This is a genomic window from Undibacterium sp. RuTC16W (assembly GCF_049339445.1).
Classification (GTDB): Bacteria; Pseudomonadota; Gammaproteobacteria; order Burkholderiales; family Burkholderiaceae_D; genus Undibacterium.
The window spans coordinates 123,405-140,895 of sequence record NZ_JBMPPE010000004.1; the positions used below are offsets into that span (position 1 = coordinate 123,405).

The 17,491-nt window shown below is 49.7% G+C and carries 11 protein-coding genes and 1 tRNA gene; 4 read left to right on the plus strand and 8 right to left on the minus strand.

Features of this window, described 5'->3' with window-relative positions; translation table 11 throughout:
- Positions 1 to 79: 79 nt before the first annotated feature.
- From murI to ACO0K4_RS09530, 3 genes are read right to left on the minus strand one after another with little or no spacing between them, the layout of a single operon-like run.
- On the minus strand, positions 80 to 952 hold the full coding sequence (gene murI, locus ACO0K4_RS09520) for a glutamate racemase (protein ID WP_422956390.1): 873 nt from the start codon (positions 950 to 952) through the stop codon (positions 80 to 82).
- A 53-nt stretch (positions 953 to 1,005) separates the two neighbouring features.
- Positions 1,006 to 2,526, minus strand: coding sequence for a fumarate hydratase (locus ACO0K4_RS09525; protein ID WP_422956391.1), 1,521 nt, complete (start codon positions 2,524 to 2,526; stop codon positions 1,006 to 1,008).
- Positions 2,527 to 2,565: 39 nt separating this feature from the next.
- Positions 2,566 to 3,165 carry a TIGR00645 family protein gene (locus ACO0K4_RS09530; RefSeq protein ID WP_422956392.1) on the minus strand — a complete coding sequence of 200 codons (600 nt, stop codon included), beginning with the start codon at positions 3,163 to 3,165 and terminating at the stop codon, positions 2,566 to 2,568.
- A 331-nt stretch (positions 3,166 to 3,496) separates the two neighbouring features.
- On the opposite strand from ACO0K4_RS09530, the gene acs reads away from it, so the two are divergent.
- Positions 3,497 to 5,479 (plus strand): acetate--CoA ligase, encoded by a 1,983-nt coding sequence (gene acs, locus ACO0K4_RS09535; RefSeq protein WP_422956393.1) that lies wholly within the window; start codon positions 3,497 to 3,499, stop codon positions 5,477 to 5,479.
- A gap of 247 nt (positions 5,480 to 5,726) precedes the next feature.
- Positions 5,727 to 6,905, plus strand: a complete 1,179-nt coding sequence (locus ACO0K4_RS09540; RefSeq protein ID WP_422956394.1) for a hypothetical protein — start codon at positions 5,727 to 5,729, stop codon at positions 6,903 to 6,905.
- Positions 6,906 to 7,009: 104 nt separating this feature from the next.
- Here the strand turns inward: ACO0K4_RS09540 and ACO0K4_RS09545 are convergent, their stop codons facing one another.
- Both ACO0K4_RS09545 and ACO0K4_RS09550 read right to left on the minus strand, forming a co-directional pair.
- Positions 7,010 to 7,324, minus strand: coding sequence for a protease inhibitor I42 family protein (locus ACO0K4_RS09545; protein WP_422956395.1), 315 nt, complete (start codon positions 7,322 to 7,324; stop codon positions 7,010 to 7,012).
- A gap of 17 nt (positions 7,325 to 7,341) precedes the next feature.
- Positions 7,342 to 9,402 (minus strand): C1 family peptidase, encoded by a 2,061-nt coding sequence (locus ACO0K4_RS09550; protein WP_422956396.1) that lies wholly within the window; start codon positions 9,400 to 9,402, stop codon positions 7,342 to 7,344.
- 501 nt (positions 9,403 to 9,903) lie between these two features.
- Here ACO0K4_RS09550 and ACO0K4_RS09555 point away from each other — a divergent pair.
- Positions 9,904 to 12,366 (plus strand): EAL domain-containing protein, encoded by a 2,463-nt coding sequence (locus tag ACO0K4_RS09555; protein ID WP_422956397.1) that lies wholly within the window; start codon positions 9,904 to 9,906, stop codon positions 12,364 to 12,366.
- A gap of 94 nt (positions 12,367 to 12,460) precedes the next feature.
- Here ACO0K4_RS09555 and dbpA read toward each other — a convergent pair whose 3' ends face one another.
- The 3 genes from dbpA to ACO0K4_RS09570 form a co-directional block, all read right to left on the minus strand.
- Positions 12,461 to 13,891, minus strand: coding sequence for an ATP-dependent RNA helicase DbpA (gene dbpA / locus ACO0K4_RS09560; RefSeq protein WP_422956398.1), 1,431 nt, complete (start codon positions 13,889 to 13,891; stop codon positions 12,461 to 12,463).
- A gap of 134 nt (positions 13,892 to 14,025) precedes the next feature.
- On the minus strand, positions 14,026 to 14,262 hold the full coding sequence (locus ACO0K4_RS09565; protein ID WP_422956399.1) for a hypothetical protein: 237 nt from the start codon (positions 14,260 to 14,262) through the stop codon (positions 14,026 to 14,028).
- Positions 14,263 to 14,383: 121 nt separating this feature from the next.
- Positions 14,384 to 14,460: transfer RNA gene (locus ACO0K4_RS09570), tRNA-Met, on the minus strand.
- A 225-nt stretch (positions 14,461 to 14,685) separates the two neighbouring features.
- On the opposite strand from ACO0K4_RS09570, the gene ACO0K4_RS09575 reads away from it, so the two are divergent.
- Complete coding sequence (locus ACO0K4_RS09575; RefSeq protein WP_422956400.1) at positions 14,686 to 17,478, plus strand: diguanylate cyclase domain-containing protein; 2,793 nt, start codon at positions 14,686 to 14,688, stop codon at positions 17,476 to 17,478.
- The last annotated feature ends 13 nt before the right edge of the window (positions 17,479 to 17,491 follow it).

A 17,491-nucleotide genomic window follows, 5' to 3' on the forward strand; every position in this document is an offset into this window, starting at 1 on the left:
AATACACTGGCGAGTTTAACATTGCCCAGAAAAATTGTTTTATCCAAGCAGTGTTAAGCCGCATTGTTGAGTCGCAGTATTACGCCGATATCTGTGGAGTTACTTCACCGGCGAAAAAAATCTGATAGTCCTCAGGCGCCAGTTTTAACAAGCCTTGTAGTGCCCGTTCAGCGCCTAACAGTTGTCCTGTGGTGTACATACTGAAAAAAGGCTGGTGCGCTGTAGCTTGATATGACTGTGCCGCTTTCTCAGCGGCAGATGCCGCACCCAGTAATTTCTCCAATTGACGTGCAACAGCTTCACCGGTATCGATGATCTGGACAGGCGCTGCGCCGCTATCAGTAATGATCCGCTTGATGGCATCAGTCACAAAAGGATAGTGAGTACAACCCAGAACAAGTGTGTCAATCCCTTGTGCTAGCAATGGTGTTATGTAGCGATGCAGTAGCGCTAATGTGGTCTCTGTATGCAGTTCATTTTTTTCAATTTGATCTACGAGACCTATGCAGGCTTGGGATAGAAAGCGCACATCCGTGTCAACGCTGAGCTGATTTTTTAAAGTTTGAAACTTTGTGCTTTGTAGTGTGGACTGAGTTGCCAGTACACCGATAGTATGATTTTTGCTGAGTTGTGTCGCAGGCTTTAGACCCGGCTCTACACCGACAATGATCAGGTCGGGATAGGTATCGCGCAGCGTTTTGATGGCTGCTGCTGTTGCGGTATTACAGGCGACGACGATCGCTTTGCAGTGTTTTTTGTGCAGATAATCAGCGATCAGCAGACTGCGTTCAATAATGAATGATTCTGGCTTGTCACCATAAGGCGCAAAGCCAGAATCCGCAAAATAAATCAATGATTCATCAGGAAGTCGCTGACGTATATGCTGAAGAACCGACAGGCCGCCAATACCCGAATCAAACACGCCGACTGCACCATATTCAGTTACTTGCATAGCGTGTTTGTTCTCGTCAATATTTTATTGATGTGTGCAGATATCTTGCGAACTTAGTTTGTCACGGGAATGATGCCGATCTTGGCTTGCCATTCTTTTGGACCGGTGTTGTGGACGGAAGTGCCGTTCGAATCGACTGCCACGGTGACTGGCATATCCACTACGTCAAACTCATAAATGGCTTCCATACCGAGATCCGCAAATCCAACAACTTTCGCCGTTTTAATCGCCTTAGACACCAGGTATGCGGCACCGCCGACAGCCATCAGATAAGCTGACTTATGATTCTTGATGGATTCGATCGCAGCTGGTCCACGCTCGGCTTTGCCGATCATGGAAATCAAACCGGTTTTTTCCAGCATCATGTCAGTGAATTTATCCATACGTGTTGCTGTTGTCGGTCCTGCTGGGCCAACCGCTTCATCACGTACCGGATCAACCGGGCCAACATAGTAGATAACGCGATTAGTAAAATCGATGGGTAAGCTCTCGCCTTTAGCTAACATGTCTTGAATGCGTTTATGTGCAGCATCGCGACCTGTTAGCATTTTGCCGTTTAATAGCAGCGTCTGACCTGGTGTCCATGAGGCGACTTCCTCCTTCGTCAGGGTATTCAGATCGATACGTTTGGATTTTTCTGTGTCGGCAGTCCAGTGCACATCAGGCCAGGTGGACAGCGCTGGCGGATCCATATAGACCGGCCCTGAGCCGTCCATAATGAAATGTGCGTGACGCGTTGCCGCACAGTTAGGGATCATGGCGACTGGTTTGGATGCCGCATGCGTCGGGTACATATTGATCTTCACGTCCAGTACGGTGGTCAAACCGCCCAGGCCTTGTGCACCAATACCGAGAGCATTGATCTTGTCGCACAATTCAATACGAAGTTCTTCGGTTTTGTTTTGCGGACCGCGTTGTTTGAGCTCGTACATATCGATGTCTTGCATCAGCGATTCTTTTGCCATCAGCATGGCTTTTTCTGCGGTACCGCCGATGCCGATACCCAGCATGCCAGGCGGACACCAGCCTGCGCCCATGGTCGGCACGGTTTTCATGACCCAGTCAATCAGTGAGTCGGATGGATTGAGCATCACGAATTTCGATTTGTTTTCTGAGCCGCCACCTTTTGCTGCGACCTGGATATCAATCGTATTGCCGGGTACCAATTCCATATGAATGACGGCAGGGGTGTTGTCTTTGGTATTTTTACGATCGAACAAGGGATCGGCAACGATAGAGGCGCGTAATACGTTGTCTGCATTTGCATAACCCTGACGCACACCTTCGTTGACGGCATCAGTGATCGAGCTGGTGAATCCTTCGAGCCGGACGCCCATACCGATTTTCATGAATACATTGACGATCCCGGTGTCTTGACAGATCGGTCGATGTCCTTCGGCGCACATGCGGGAATTGGTCAAAATCTGGGCGATGGCATCTTTTGCTGCCGGGCTTTGTTCGGCCTCGTATGCGCGTCCCAGATGGGCAATATAATCTGCCGGATGGTAATAACTAATGTACTGCAATGCGGCGGCGACGGATTCGATCAGGTCGTCTTGTTTAATGACTGTCATGATATGGCTCTTGGCTAAGTAATAAATCGATGGAAAAGATTAATGTTTTTGTGCTTCATTTTGCGTGCGGGTAACCAGGTTGTCACAATACGCAATCGCTAATGCTGAAAGTAAAAAAGTAATATGAATTGCAGTTTGCGCGATGAGTTCTTTCGGTTCATAGGCGGCTGCATTGATGAAGGTTTTAAGCAAATGAATAGAAGAGATACCGATGATCGCCATCGCCAGTTTGACCTTGAGTACGGTGGCGTTGACGTGCGATAGCCACTCAGGCTGATCAGGGTGTCCTTCGATACCAAGACGTGACACAAACGTTTCATAACCACCGATGATCACCATGATCAGCAGATTGGAAATCATGACGACGTCAATAAGACCCAGGACGACCAGCATGATCGTCGTTTCATTTAATCGAGTAGGGCGCGGAGCATTCGCTACTGTGACAGCGTCCAGAATGTGGTTAAGAGCAGATTCATTACCCATCGCCGCACCGATCAAATCACTCAGTTCGACCCAGAAATGGAATACATAAACTGCTTGTGCAAGTATTAAACCCAGATACAACGGTAATTGTAGCCAGCGGCTAAAGAAGATAACGCTCGCCAGTGGCGATAGTTTATGTGGGGAATTTTTTGACATGAGGCAAGTTTATCCATTGAAAAATGCTGTGACAGCCGCTATTTTACACGGGCAACGCGGGGACGGTGCAGCTCCAGTGTCGTCTAAATTGTTGTAGCGTAAGGCTTGAGTAAGTCTGCGCGCCTATGTTATTGGCTGTCGTATTTGCACTCAGTGAGATCAGCTTTTGTGGCATCATTGATAATGTTATGGACGTCATGCATGCCTGCTAAAACCTAAGTGCGGGATCGCTGCATTGGTCGTCGCGACCTGAGTGGCCATGAATTGAATCACAAGCATTGAGTCTTAAGTACTGAACACAAGCCAATTACAATAAGCCGGAGATAAAAACATGTCTGACCTCGACACTACGAAAGCAGAATCTCGTATTTTCCCACCGCCAGCCGCTTTTGCCGCAACTGCGACGATTTCCGGGATGGCAGCCTACAACGCGCTCTGTGCCGAAGCCGATAAAGATTACGAAGGTTTTTGGGGGCGACTGGCACGCGAGAATTTGCACTGGCATACACCGTTCACCAAAGTACTGGATGAGTCCCAGGCACCATTTTATAAATGGTTTGAAGACGGTTTACTCAACGTGTCGTATAACTGCCTGGACGTCAATCTGCAAAACGGTAATGCCGACAAAGTGGCTGTTATCTTCGAGTCTGATGGCGGTGATGTCACCAGAGTCACTTATAAAGAATTACACCAAAAAGTATGCCAGTTCGCGAATGGTCTCAAGTCCCTGGGTATTACCAAAGGTGACCGCGTCGTGATTTATATGCCGATGTCCGTAGAGGGTGTCGTCGCGATGCAGGCGTGCGCACGCATTGGTGCCACACACTCGGTCGTGTTTGGCGGTTTTTCTGCTAAATCCTTGCAAGAACGTATTGTCGACGTTGGTGCTGTCGCCGTGATTACTGCTGATGAGCAGGCACGAGGTGGTAAACACTTGCCTTTGAAATCGATTGTCGACGAAGCTTTAGCATTAGGTGATTGCGATAAGGTGCGCAATGTCGTGATCTATAAACGCACCGGCGGTAACATTGCGGTTGTACCAGGACGCGATCTCTGGATGCATGAATTAGTCGCTGCTCAATCTGATGTGTGCGAGCCGGAATGGGTAAGCGCAGAACATCCGCTTTTTATTCTCTATACATCAGGCTCAACAGGTAAGCCAAAAGGCGTGCAGCATTCCTCGGGCGGATACTTGCTCTGGGCAATATTGACGATGAAGTGGACCTTTGATCTGAAGCCCGATGATGTGTTCTGGTGTACTGCAGATATTGGCTGGGTTACCGGACATACATATATTACCTATGGGCCGTTGGCTGCCGGGGCAACTGAAATCGTTTTTGAGGGTATCCCGACGTTCCCGAATGCAGGGCGATTCTGGGACATGATACAAAAACACAAAGCAACGATTTTTTATACAGCGCCGACTGCTATCCGTTCCCTGATTAAAGCGGCAGATGGCGATGAAAAAATCCATCCGAAACAATATGATTTATCGTCCTTGCGACTGTTAGGCTCTGTCGGCGAACCGATTAATCCTGAAGCCTGGATGTGGTATCACAATCATGTCGGTAATCAAAATTGCCCGATTGTTGATACGTTCTGGCAAACAGAGACTGGCGGCCACATGATGACACCATTACCTGGTGCAACGCCACTCGTACCGGGCTCATGTACCTTGCCTTTGCCAGGTATTATGGCGGCAATCGTTGATGAGACCGGACACGATTTGCCGAACGGGCAGGGCGGTATTTTGGTAGTCAAACGTCCTTGGCCGTCGATGATACGCACGATCTGGGGTGATCCTGAGCGCTTTAAGAAGAGCTATTTTCCTGAAGAGTTTGGCGGGACGATGTATCTGGCAGGTGATGGTGCGATACGTAACAAGGACACCGCTTATTTTACGATTACCGGCCGTATCGATGATGTGCTGAACGTGTCTGGTCATCGCATGGGTACGATGGAAATCGAGTCGGCGTTAGTGGCGAATCCACTGGTTGCAGAAGCGGCGGTGGTTGGTAAACCAGACGACACAACCGGAGAAGCGATCTGCGCTTTCGTGGTGTTAAAACGTAGTCGCCCAACCGGCGATGAAGCCAAGCAAATAGCTACGGAACTGCGTAACTGGGTTGCCAAAGAAATTGGACCAATTGCCAAACCTAAAGAAATCCGCTTCGGTGATAACTTACCCAAAACGCGCTCAGGCAAAATCATGCGCCGTTTATTGCGTGTTTTGGCAAAAGGTGAAGAGATCACACAAGATATTTCCACTTTAGAAAATCCTGCGATTCTCGATCAGTTAAAGCAGGCTCAATAAAGATCGTATTTGACAACTAGTGTCATCTAATCAGGCGCCAGAGATGATTTTGGTGCCAATTGCCGGGGTTCTTATCCGTTCGTGATAAGAACCCCGGTTTGTTATTTGCATCTTATTGTCACTTAAATTTATTGCCCCCGAATTGATTGACCAAACATGGTCACGTCATTCATCGAGGTTATTTAAATTTGCAAACAGGATATTTTTGTTGTAATGTTTGCAATATTAACCATGATTGAGGTGAGTCATGCAAAACACTTACACCGAGTGTCCCAGCGAGGATATTGTCTTAAACGCGCTATACAGCGCAGTCAGCGGGGAATTGCATTGGGCTGATGTATTGCGGACTTTGTCGGCTTATTTTGACGCCTCGTCTGCAATGTTGAAACTATCTGACCGGCGTCAATGTGCCCACAGTTTTTTTGTCTCGAGTCAATTATCCGATCCTGTCGCCAAGGCCTATACTGATTACTGGTGGCGATATGATCCCTGGGCAAAAGCAGCGCAAAAAAATCTCAGTTTTCAACAGAGTAAAGTAGGGCGTGGTAGCGACTTGTTGGCGGTTCGCGAACTGAGGCAAACTTTATTTTATAAAGATTTTTTACTACGGATCCCAGCGGAACATTTATTGTTAAGTACGATCAGCGATCATGGTTCTGCTGATAGTCTGCAATCGCCGCCAGCAAGCTTTTGCTTCATGCGCGCGCCTGGTTGTGTCGACTTTTCTGATGCCGATGTAAAAAAACTTAAGCAACTTACACCGCATCTTCACCGTGCCTTTAAATTACACTGGCAATGGCGTAGCAGCCAGGCACAATTACTGGTATTTCAGCGTAGTCTTAACGGTCTGGATTTTGGCGTACTATTTTTTGATGCAACGGGTCGTATGCTGAGTGTGAATACGGTGGCCACAGAGATTATTGCCGACCCTGAATTTAGCCAGCATTTTTTACCTTTGCCCCATGTCATGCACATTGGTGGACAACTCGATCATCTGGTGCACGCAACAACGAGAGGTAAGGGCGGTCCGTTAAACTTATCTGGCAAAACCCAGCGCTTGCTCGCCTTCTCCTTGCCTGTCGCGTATCCGGGGCGCGTAGTGGATAAACGTAAAACGGCGAGATGTGCCGTCATGTTGATGCTAGTCGATCCGCGCAAGCAACCGGGTACTGCGATTGATTTTATGGTGCGCAGTTTTAAACTGAGTAAAGCTGAATCGAGAATTTTGCCGCTGTTATTTGATAACCATACACCGGCCGAGATGGCGGCTATGCTAGGGCTGAAAATTTCGACCATACGCAGCCAGCTTTCCTCGGTATATGCCAAGACGGGTACGGCACGTCAGCAAGAGTTAATTTTGCTACTTGGCGCCGCACCCCCGATACGGCAAGCGGATCCTGTCGTTCCCAATAGATCTGTTCATTAGCTGTGGTTGTCGTTGTGACGACGAGCTTGTCGGCAATAAAAAAGGGAGCCATTTGCACAGTTCCCTTTTTGACGATTTTCTGTAAACCTGTTTCACATCCGACGCTATGAGACCGGCTTTATTGTCAGTTGTATGAGTGCATGCCGTATCGGATTGGCTTTATCCCAGGGACGTATCAATTTTGCGCTGATCTGATAAATTCCTGCCACTCCGTTGACGCTCAACTGCTGCGCTGGCCCGCCACCGGCCTCCGTTGCGTCTTCTGCGTCCCGGCCTGTATTGACTGGTGACTTGTCAACGAAGCTGAGCCCAGCAGGCAGATCGACATCCCAATGGAAACCGGTTGCGCTACTTGTGCCAAGAGGCAGGGCAATGTCGTCGCCTTCTATTCCCTCGACGATATGATTCTCAGTAGTCATTGCCCATGCGCACATGTTCAGCCTCCTTCTGCAATGCCACCTGCAACGGGCATCCATGGCTTCCAACTTGTTAAACCAGGTTGCCAGTGCGAGTTAATCACATTATGGTCAGTGCCAACCGCAAAAATATCTAATTGATCCGGTGCTTTCGATACCGCAAAAACGGATGTGTCTGCGGCGGCGGTGCCGTTGGCAACACGCCACCAGCCATGCCATGACGTAAAGCCGGGTTCCCATGCGGCGGTGTAAATGCCGTGATCAGTGCCCACGGCAAAAATATCGAGTTTATTGGCGCTACGGGATACCCCGAACACAGAGGTGTTTGGTGCAGCAACGCCACCTTGTATCCGCCACCAGCCGTGCCATGAGGTAAAGCCGGGTTCCCATGCGGCGGTGTAAATGCCACGATCACTACCTACACAGAAAATATCGAGCTTGTCGGGGCTGCGTGATACCGCATAGACCGAGCTGTTCGGTGCAGCAACTCCGCCTTGCACACGCCACCAGCCATGCCACGAGGTAAAACCAGGTTCCCATGCGGCCGTATAAATTCCCATATCCGCACCAACGGCAAAAATGTCTAACTTGTCTTTGCTGCGCGACACGGCGAATACGGAGGTGTTTGGTGCGACTTTAAGATCGCCAATTTTCCACCAGCCACGCCATGAAGTATCGCCTGGTTGCCATGCGGCTGTGTACACATGGCCATCGGTACCTACGCAAAATATATCCAAGTGATCTGCACTGCGCGACACGGCATGGATCGAGGTGCCTGGTGCCGCAACGCCGCCCTGAATGCGCCACCAGCCGCGCCATGAGGTGTCGCCTGGTTGCCATGCGGCGGTATAGGTGCCGTGATCTGTCCCGACACAAAATAAATCTAACTTGTCTGGACTGCGAGAGACTGCATGCATAAAAGTACCTGGTGCCACGACGCCACCCTGTACCTGCCACCAGCCGCGAAAACTGGTTTCAGCTCCTTCCATTGCTGCGGTATAAGTCCCGCGGTTCGTGCCCGGAGTGAATACATCGAGTTTGTTCAGATTGCGTGATACACCCGTGACCATGGACGTAGTCGCAGGCATGATGATCCCGTGACAGCCGTAAAATGGTTCGCTGTCGATATTGCATTGACCGTAACCGATCTTAAAGAATCCAGCGCCTGTACCATCAGGGTCGGCAGTTCCGCCGAACCCGGTTCCCCATGAATTACGGCATATCCAGCAATGGTCAACATCGGAATAACCAATCACCATCACGGCATGGCCGCCACGGAATTTACCGCTGACATGGTGATAAACACCGCCGCCATAGCTATCGAAATCCTCATAAACAGCAAAACCACAAACCATAGGGCCGACGCTGGAGAGATATGCTTTGCGCGAATCACCAGTCCAGGCACTATAGTCACTAATGCTGTAGGTACGAAAAGCACGGTCCATCTCGGCGCGGTTGTGCGCTGCCCAAAGACTGTTCGGATCAGCGGGATTGGCAAGCTGTGGCGGATTATCGAATGCCGACATGTAAGGAAACGTCGATTCGGTAGCAATGCCGCGAGCCTTGATCTGGCCCAGCGCAGCATCATTGTTCCAGCCGCCGCAGTTAGGGCCATGTGAGGACGCAAAATGCTGATCCGCCTCAGATAAATTTAAATTCATCGCACCGCGTTCAATCGCTGCCATGGCCGCCGTCATGCCTGCCGTGGCAAAAGATACGCAAGAGCCGCAATAAGCCTGATCCGTGACCGGACCGATCACACCACGGTCACGCCAGTCGAAAGAGGCTGGAGGCGCTCCCGCAGATGGAGCGTTATTAGCGGCGTTTGCAGGGCTAGCCGCACTGGCAGCAGGCGATGCTGCTGTATTGGCTAAATTCGTTGGGAAATATCTGGCGAACTGTGTAGGAAAGCGCTGACGCATCAATGATTCTGCAACCAGTGAAGCTCTTTGTATTTTGCCTGCATCTGACGGTTCCCATCCGAGGCCGCGAGGGAGCTCACCTGCAGGAACAGTGCGTACCCGCCACTGATGCCCGGCTTGTGTGATCGCTTGTTTTAGTAGAGTGGTATCGAGTGCCATTTTCATTACCTTCCAAATTAAATGGTTGAGTTATTGGATTTGAAGCCAATACGGCCAGCAAGTAGATGCCTTGCAGCCTGCTATTGGCAGGGCGTTTGGACAGGCTGTTTTATTTCATCTTTTTATTCCTTCGATGAATGACAGCTTTGGCCAAAACGACCTTCCGATAATGAAAGCGTTGAATAGAAGTTTCATCCTTCAAGTGAAGGAAGAATGAAACTATTTTTCAATTAGTTTGTAAGTGGCACAGAACAGTAATGCGGGTGTGGGCTATGGGGTTCCAGGTGCGAGTAGCAGTAAAATGGGGAACCGTCGCAAGGGAATGAACTCATAAGACAGAATGAGGTAATTACAACGCTTAGCGTCATATTTTTCAAGAATAAACTTTCTCTGAGGAAATTTTTCAGACTTCAGGTTAGAATTCGGCACGTGTAATGGCATTCAGACCTACCGGTCGGGTTATGTTGCTTTGCTATCCACATCCTGATATTTACTGATCTCGTGCACAGAATACAAAGATTTTTTTACGCCTGGTTGCAAACAGGCGTTTATATCCGTTTGTACGTACCGTTGGCTTTATTAATTCTGGTCGTCGGCGGATTCCGCTACTACCTCCTGATCGATACGGAGGTGATTGACGCTCGTCAGCGTTCTGCCGCTGAGATGCGTCAGGTCGCCCATTTTTTGATGCCGACCTTGAAAGAACTCTCCGCAACACAGCAAAGTACCCAAATACGGCAGCTGATTGCTCATGAAATTCAAACCAGCGATCAGATCAGCGACATACGTTGGCAATATCTGAGAGATGCGCCTGTTCACAGTCAGAGCCAGACCCAGACCCGTCTGATTGCGGCACCACAATGGTTTGTCATGCTTCTCCAGCTAACAGAAACTTCTTCTGTCCAGCAATTAGATTCCGCTCAGGGAATTGAGGCAATACTGGAGATTCATACCTCGCCAGCGACCGCGATTAACACCATCTGGTACAAAGTGCGTACACAGGCCAAGGTGTCTGTCGCGATCATTTTCGCTATTTTCTTTTTGTTAAGTCTGATACTGCGAGCCAATGCCAAGACTCTAGCGGAATTAGCCGCAGCGACGATCCGGTTCAAGCAAGGCGAGCATGCCATCCGCATGAAAGTTGCTGGCAGCGTGGAATCCCGTGCATTGGCAAATACTTTTAATAGCATGACGGAGGAAGTACAGAAATTATTTCGTTCGTTGCAATTGAGCCGGCATGAGCTTGCCAGCGAAAAAGAGCGAGTGGAGACGACGCTCGCATCAATCGGTGAGGCGGTAATCAGTACCGATTTGGATGGGCGTATTTTAACGATGAACAAGGCGGCCGATCAGCTCACCGGCTGGCAGCGTGACGATGCGGTGTCTGTACCGATGCAGGATGTGTTTATTCTTCTGGATCTGGATGCGCAAGAAAAAATGCGTGAATTCCTGGTGCAACTTGGTACCCGGATTGATGCGTTGCAATTCAGTAATCAGACGCTGATTGACCGGAGTGGTTTGTATCATGAGGTTGATTGCACCGCGGCGCCGATCAAAAGAGACGACGGCACCGTGATCGGTTGTGTTCTGGTGTTTCGTGATGTTAGTGAAAAACGCTTGCTGATGCAGCAGATATCCTGGCAGGCAGGCCATGATAAGTTGACTGGTCTGGAGAACCGTAGCCTGTTTTCTGAACGTCTGAAGCTTGCCATCATGCAGGCAAATGTGCGTCAGCACTGGCTCGCAGTATGTCTGCTGGATATCGATCATTTTCAATTGATCAACGAACAGTATGGGCCGGAGGTCGCGGACAAATTGCTGCAACAGGTTGCCAGGCGCTTAGAAATTTTTGTCGGCGCCGGTAACTATGTGGCGCACCTTGGCGGCGATGAATTTGTCGTTTTGATGCAGATTCAAAAAGAGGCGCTAGATCTGAATCACTGTCTTGCACCTTTACTGGAGGAATTATCACGTCCTTATCAATGCGAGCAAAAGCAGATCGCCTTGACCAGTAGCCTGGGCGTAGCGATTTATCCGCGTGATGATGTCAATCCAGATACCTTGTTACGTTGTGCCGATCAGGCCATGTATCAGGCAAAACTGAGCGGGCGGAACCAATTACACCTGTTTGACGCGCAACAAGATCAGCAAGTCCGTACTCATCACAACCAGAGGACCAGGATCCGTAGTGCTTTATTGGACGGTGAGTTCCGTTTGTATTTTCAGCCTAAAGTGAATATGCGCAAAGGGCAGATTATCGGAATGGAAGCATTGTTGCGATGGCAGCATCCTGATCAGGGAATTGTCGGGCCCTTACAATTTTTACCCATGGTAGAACATACCGATTTGATTATTTCTATTGGCGAATGGGTCTTGCAACAGGCAATGGCGCAATTGCTGAAATGGTCGGTAGCGCATAAAGACTGGGTGGTCAGCGTGAATATCGCTGCCAGACATTTTCAATGCGCAGATTTTTTGAGCAGCCTGACCACGATTCTGGCGCAATATCCTGAGGTTTCTCCCTCTTCATTAGAGATCGAGATTTTGGAATCGGCGGCGATTCAGGATATGCAGCACGTACGCGAAGTGATGATCGCATGCCAGAAACTGGGTGTGCGCTTTGCGTTAGATGATTTTGGGACGGGTTATTCATCATTGGCGTATCTGAAGCGCTTGCCAGCAAATATTCTGAAAATCGATCAGAGTTTTGTGCGGAATATGCTGGGCGATCAAGAGAATCTGGCCCTGATCAGTGCGGTGATTAGTCTTGCCGATGCGTTCAGGCGTGAAGTGATTGCCGAAGGCGTTGAGAGCCCGGAACATGGTGTTGCTTTAATGGAGTTAGGCTGCGACTTTGCCCAGGGTTATGGCATCGCGCGGCCTATGCCGGCAGACGCTGTGGATGGTTGGGCAAACTCGTATGAGCCAGCCGTAGTCTGGGCTTTGCAGGGGCAGGGATTGTGATGCATATGAGTGCCAGCACAGGACGCTCAAACGGCAACTGATGATGCCATGTTAATCCGATGCTCTTCGCGCAAGTGCACTATTTGCTCATTGCTTAATAAATTGCCCGCATTCTGAACTGCCGGCCTTTGATATTACTTCGACTCAGTTTTTCTAAGGCTTTTTCCGCAATATGACGATCCAGTGCAACGTAGGTCATAAATTCGAATACATTGATTTTTCCTACCTGTTCTTTACGCAAGCCAATATCAGCAGTCAAAGCACCAAGCAAGTCACCTGGTCGTAGTTTATCTTTTTTTCCGCCCATGATGCAGATGCTGACCATCGGTGCTTGCAACGCGCTTCTGGGCGCGTCCGGATTGTGATCTAGCTCGCTGAGTTCGTGCCATCGCACGGCCTCACCCTGATATTCTTCGATTAGTTTTACCCATTTTTTTTCGCCAGGCGTTGCCAGGCTGAGCGCCAGTCCTTTTTCTCCTGCGCGGCCAGTACGGCCAATACGGTGAATATGAACTTCGGTGTCTTTGGATACGTCTACATTGATGACTGCGCCGAGAGTTTGTATATCCAGACCACGTGCAGCAACATCGGTTGCGACCAGGACAGAGCAACTTTGATTCGCGAAACGCACTAATACCTCATCACGATCTCTTTGCTCCAGGTCGCCATGCAGCGCCAGCGCGCTGATTCCTTGCGCCTGCAACTCGTCGGTCAGTTCCTTGCAATGGATTTTGGTATTGCAAAAAGCAATGGTCGATGCCGGTTGATAATGATTGAGTAATCGAGCGACCGCCGCATTACGTTCTTCGGGCGTCACCAGATAAAATAATTGCTCGATATGATTATCGTTGTGCTGTGACTCAACTTTGACCTCGGCAGGGTCACGTAAAAACTGCTTACTGGCTTTGCGAATATCGTCCGGATAGGTCGCCGAGAACAACAAGGTCTGACGACGTGGTGAACATGCCGCCACGATGCCGTAGATGTCTTCATAAAATCCCATATCGACCATGCGGTCTGCTTCATCCAGGACCAATGTCTGCACTGTGCTCAGATTAATACTGCCGCGTCCGATGTGATCCAGCAAGCGACCCGGTGTGCCGACAACGATGTGGGCTCCATGCTCAAGTGAGGCAATTTGTGGTCGCATGGCTGTGCCACCGCACAGGGTCAGTACCTTGACGTTCTCAATGGAACGGGCCAGACGGCGCAGCTCATTGGATACCTGATCCGCCAGTTCGCGGGTAGGGCAGATCACTAGGCCCTGAATCGCGAAATAGGTTGGATTTAATTTCGCTAGAATACCTAAACTGAACGCGGCTGTTTTACCGCTACCAGTTTTTGCCTGAGCGATCAGGTCACGCTGCTCTAAAATAATCGGCAGGCTGGCAGCCTGAATGGGCGTCATCTCTTTATAGCCAAGACTGTCCAGATTGGAGAGCAGAGCGTCTGATAAGGGCAGACTATTAAATGCAGTCTGATGTGCAGTCTGACTGGTGGTCTGATGTTCGGTTTGATTTGGCATAGGGCTTGATTGAACTTATATCGGTGGATTTGGCAGCGTCGGCAGGATCGGCAAAATTAGCAGAATTGACCGGATACACGCAGTCTAACATTCATCGCAGGATCATCGACCGGTGGTGCTGCGTGTAAGCTGGCTCAGCGCCAGATAGGTAAGCCACTCAGATCCTTGTTTTCATCATGCTGCCATGCCGGTAGTCCGCTGTGATCGACAGGGGAAAGTACGTGTAGCAAATCAAGTTGTACCTGCTTTGGCATTTTAGGCTTGCGTTTGCCTAGCTTATTGCCAGCTTGTTTCGTATTATCCAATTCGGCTGCCAGATTATGATGAAAACCCGGCAGTTCTAATGTCGCAGTATCTTTGGTATCTCTCATCGCATATTCGTGTTTCTCAGGGGTTACACTTTTAGAATGCGAAAATAAAATAGCGATTCGCCGAGAACGATCATCGGCATATACAAAAATGAGCTTGGAAAATGTGCGGACGCACGAAAATTGGTTGCGGGGGCAGGATTTGAACCTACGACCTTCGGGTTATGAGCCCGACGAGCTGCCAGACTGCTCCACCCCGCGTCTGAGGGGGCGAATTGTACCTTGGCATAGCGTACGGCACAATCTATTACTGAATTTATTTTATATCAGACTATTTCTAAGGACTTTTGATGTCGGGTAAAGTGCATCGACTTCGTCCAGATTCCTTTGTTTTTCGTCACAGTTGTGTATGCTCATCATAAAAGCTTCATCAAATGCATGCATAATAGCTAGCTTTGATAGCTAGACTAATTTCAACTATTTTTCATGTATTTATACGCCCTTGATCAGGAAGTGAATCGGCTGGAGACGGAACTGACGACACTGGCTGGTGCCTCACGCATCGGCCAGTTGGTACTTCTCGCCTGGTATTTGCGGCAGCGTGATAGCACCCGTGCTTTGTCTCTGGTGAGTGAGGTCGATAATCTATTGCGTAATAGTCCACTCATGCCGGATCAGCGCAGAGTTATCCGCGCCCGTATGGCAATTATTCGTGCCGAAATCGCGGCATTATTTCGTGAGTTTGAACAGGCAGAAGAGTTACTGCATAACGCCAGGACTGTGTTTCTTGCCATGAGTGATTTGATTGGTGAAGGCGATACTGCCTTGACCGAGTCTGTACTCGCATTAGAGCAGGGGCAAATGGAGCGTGCAGGTGCAGCCGCCCGCCATGCCGTGAATCGCTTTCAAATGAGTGGTGACGTTTTGCGTCATCGCCTGGCACATGCATGGGAAATTTATCTGAGTGCCTACTCAGTTGCCAATAATGCGAATGATCAACTGCAAGAGTTGATTGCTCTTAGTCCGGAACCGCGTCATCCTGCTCTTGCCGCATTAATTTCGGCGGCGCAGGGAGAAATCCTCTTCTCTCCTGAATTAACCCGTTCAGCCGTTATGTATTCGCAGGCCAGTGAATTTGCCAAACAGGCGGGTCTGGTGCGGCTGGCGATCATGGCGGCATCCAATGCAGGTGTGTGTTTGCAGAAGCTGGGTGATTTTGACGAGGCTGCCGCCAGCTATGACTGGGCGGTGTCGCGTGCAAGGCAAACTGGCTGGCCAGCGCTGATCGGTTTTAGCCTGATGCGCCTTGGCGAGTTATTGCGCCATCTGGGACAGCTCGATCAAAGTCAGATTGTGTTGCAAGAAGCGCTGGAAAGTCTGGATACGAATAAGAGTGGCATCCATAAAGCGATTGCTCAGGCAGAATTGGCTAACACCTTGTTACTGCAAGGCGATGCCGAGGAAGCAGCGCGTTATTTTGCGTCGGCAATTCGTTTGTATCGTGAGGCGGGCTCCAGAAATAATCTGGCGGAACATTTGATTTGTTATGCACGCGCTTTATCTGCGTCTCATCAGCCAGAACTCGCTCTGGCTGCAATCGCCGAGGCGCAGCAATTGATCATCGAACCCGCATTTAATGCGCTTGGTGTCGACATTAGCGAAGCGATGGCGGAAATACATGGGCTGCATGTTTTGCCTTATCCGTCTTCGATGACAGCGCCAAACATCATATTGCATTATCTGGAAGAAGCGCTGAGTTTCGGCGCGTCTTTGCAAGGCTGGATGGCGCCCTCGAAATTACTTTTGTCCCTGGCAGAGGCCTGGTCCGAGGCGGGTGACGGACAGCGAGCCTTTGATTATGCAAAACAGGCCATCGCAGCAGATCGCCGTGAGCGCACCAAGCAAGCAAGCAACTGGGCAACGCTGATGCAGGTGCGCTATGAAACTGAATGTGCCCGTGCAGAGGCCTTGCATCATCAGCAATTGGCTGCGACCCTGATAGAAACGACACAAACCCTGGATTTGTTGAGCAAAATCGGCCAGGAAATCACCGCAGATTTAAATCTCGATAGCGTTTGCAAAACCTTGCATCGCCATCTCGAAGCTTTGCTGGATGCGACAGACTTGTCGATCTGGTTGCTCGCCAGTGACGGTGTCGGTCTGAATCTTTATCATAAGGTTGAAAATGGTGCGGTTCAGGCGATTCAGACCTTGGTTCCTGACAAAAATACCCGGCATGCAGCACGTTGCGTGACAGAGGGGCAGGAGCTTTTGTTTGAAATGGATGGCGTCAGCGCAGGGGATAATGGGACGCATGCATCCAAAATCCGTACGGCCTTGTTTGGGCCTCTGGTGGTCGGAGACCGGGTATTAGGCGTCATGTTGATACAGTCACTTAATCAGTCCGCCTATGCTGAGCGTCAGCGCCTTATCTTTCGCAGCCTTTGTGCCTACGGTGCGATTGCTCTCGACAATGCGCATGCACATCACGACCTGCAAAAAACGCAAATTCAGCTCAAACAAGTACTAAAGGAATTAGAAGAAGCCAGTCTGACGGATCCGTTAACGGGTTTAAAGAATCGCCGTTTCTTGTCGCAGAATATTGAAGCAGACGTTGCATTAAGCGTCCGTAGTTACCAGGCATCATCACAATCCTCATCGCAGTCTCCGCCGCAATCTACATCAACTACTGATGAGACACCGGGACCTAAGGATACGGATTTGCTGATGTTTCTGGTCGATCTGGATCATTTTAAGCAAGTCAATGACAAGTACGGTCATGCTGCGGGGGACGCGATTCTGGTGCAGATCCGTCAACGTTTACAGCAAGTATTTCGTGATTCGGATTACCTGATACGCTGGGGAGGCGAAGAGTTTTTAATCGTCGCACGTGGCACATCCAGAGACCGTGCCGAAGAACTGGCTGAGCGGGTCAGGAATATTGTTGCTGAAATTCCTTTTCAGCTTGAGGGGGATTTATTTATCGGACAAACCTGTTCCATCGGGTTTGCATGTTTCCCCTTTGTTAAAGCCTATCCAAGAGCGATTGACTGGCAGGATGTCATTGATATCGCCGATATCGCCTTGTATTCGGCCAAGCATTCAGGGAGAAATGGCTGGGTTGGTCTGCATGCAGAAGAGCATGCCTGGCCGGAGCTGTTGCTGTGCACCTTGAAAGCCGATGCGCAAACGGCGATACTGAATAAAGAGTTACGTTTATCCACAAATAAATTACAAGAATCCGTGTTGAACGCGATGGCGAAGAAGCCCGAGGATTGACGTGGTGCTTGCC

What these genes read in the sequence shown, in the direction of transcription:
- dbpA (WP_422956398.1), bottom strand. Translation starts at nt 13,891, where the DNA reads ATGCCAAATCAAACCGAACATCAGACCACCAGTCAGACTGCACATCAG.
- murI (WP_422956390.1), bottom strand. Translation starts at nt 952, where the DNA reads ATGCAAGTAACTGAATATGGTGCAGTCGGCGTGTTTGATTCGGGTATT.
- ACO0K4_RS09525 (WP_422956391.1), bottom strand. Translation starts at nt 2,526, where the DNA reads ATGACAGTCATTAAACAAGACGACCTGATCGAATCCGTCGCCGCCGCA.
- ACO0K4_RS09545 (WP_422956395.1), bottom strand. Translation starts at nt 7,324, where the DNA reads ATGACTACTGAGAATCATATCGTCGAGGGAATAGAAGGCGACGACATT.
- ACO0K4_RS09550 (WP_422956396.1), bottom strand. Translation starts at nt 9,402, where the DNA reads ATGGCACTCGATACCACTCTACTAAAACAAGCGATCACACAAGCCGGG.
- ACO0K4_RS09530 (WP_422956392.1), bottom strand. Translation starts at nt 3,165, where the DNA reads ATGTCAAAAAATTCCCCACATAAACTATCGCCACTGGCGAGCGTTATC.
- acs (WP_422956393.1), top strand. Translation starts at nt 3,497, where the DNA reads ATGTCTGACCTCGACACTACGAAAGCAGAATCTCGTATTTTCCCACCG.
- ACO0K4_RS09575 (WP_422956400.1), top strand. Translation starts at nt 14,686, where the DNA reads ATGTATTTATACGCCCTTGATCAGGAAGTGAATCGGCTGGAGACGGAA.
- ACO0K4_RS09540 (WP_422956394.1), top strand. Translation starts at nt 5,727, where the DNA reads ATGCAAAACACTTACACCGAGTGTCCCAGCGAGGATATTGTCTTAAAC.
- ACO0K4_RS09565 (WP_422956399.1), bottom strand. Translation starts at nt 14,262, where the DNA reads ATGAGAGATACCAAAGATACTGCGACATTAGAACTGCCGGGTTTTCAT.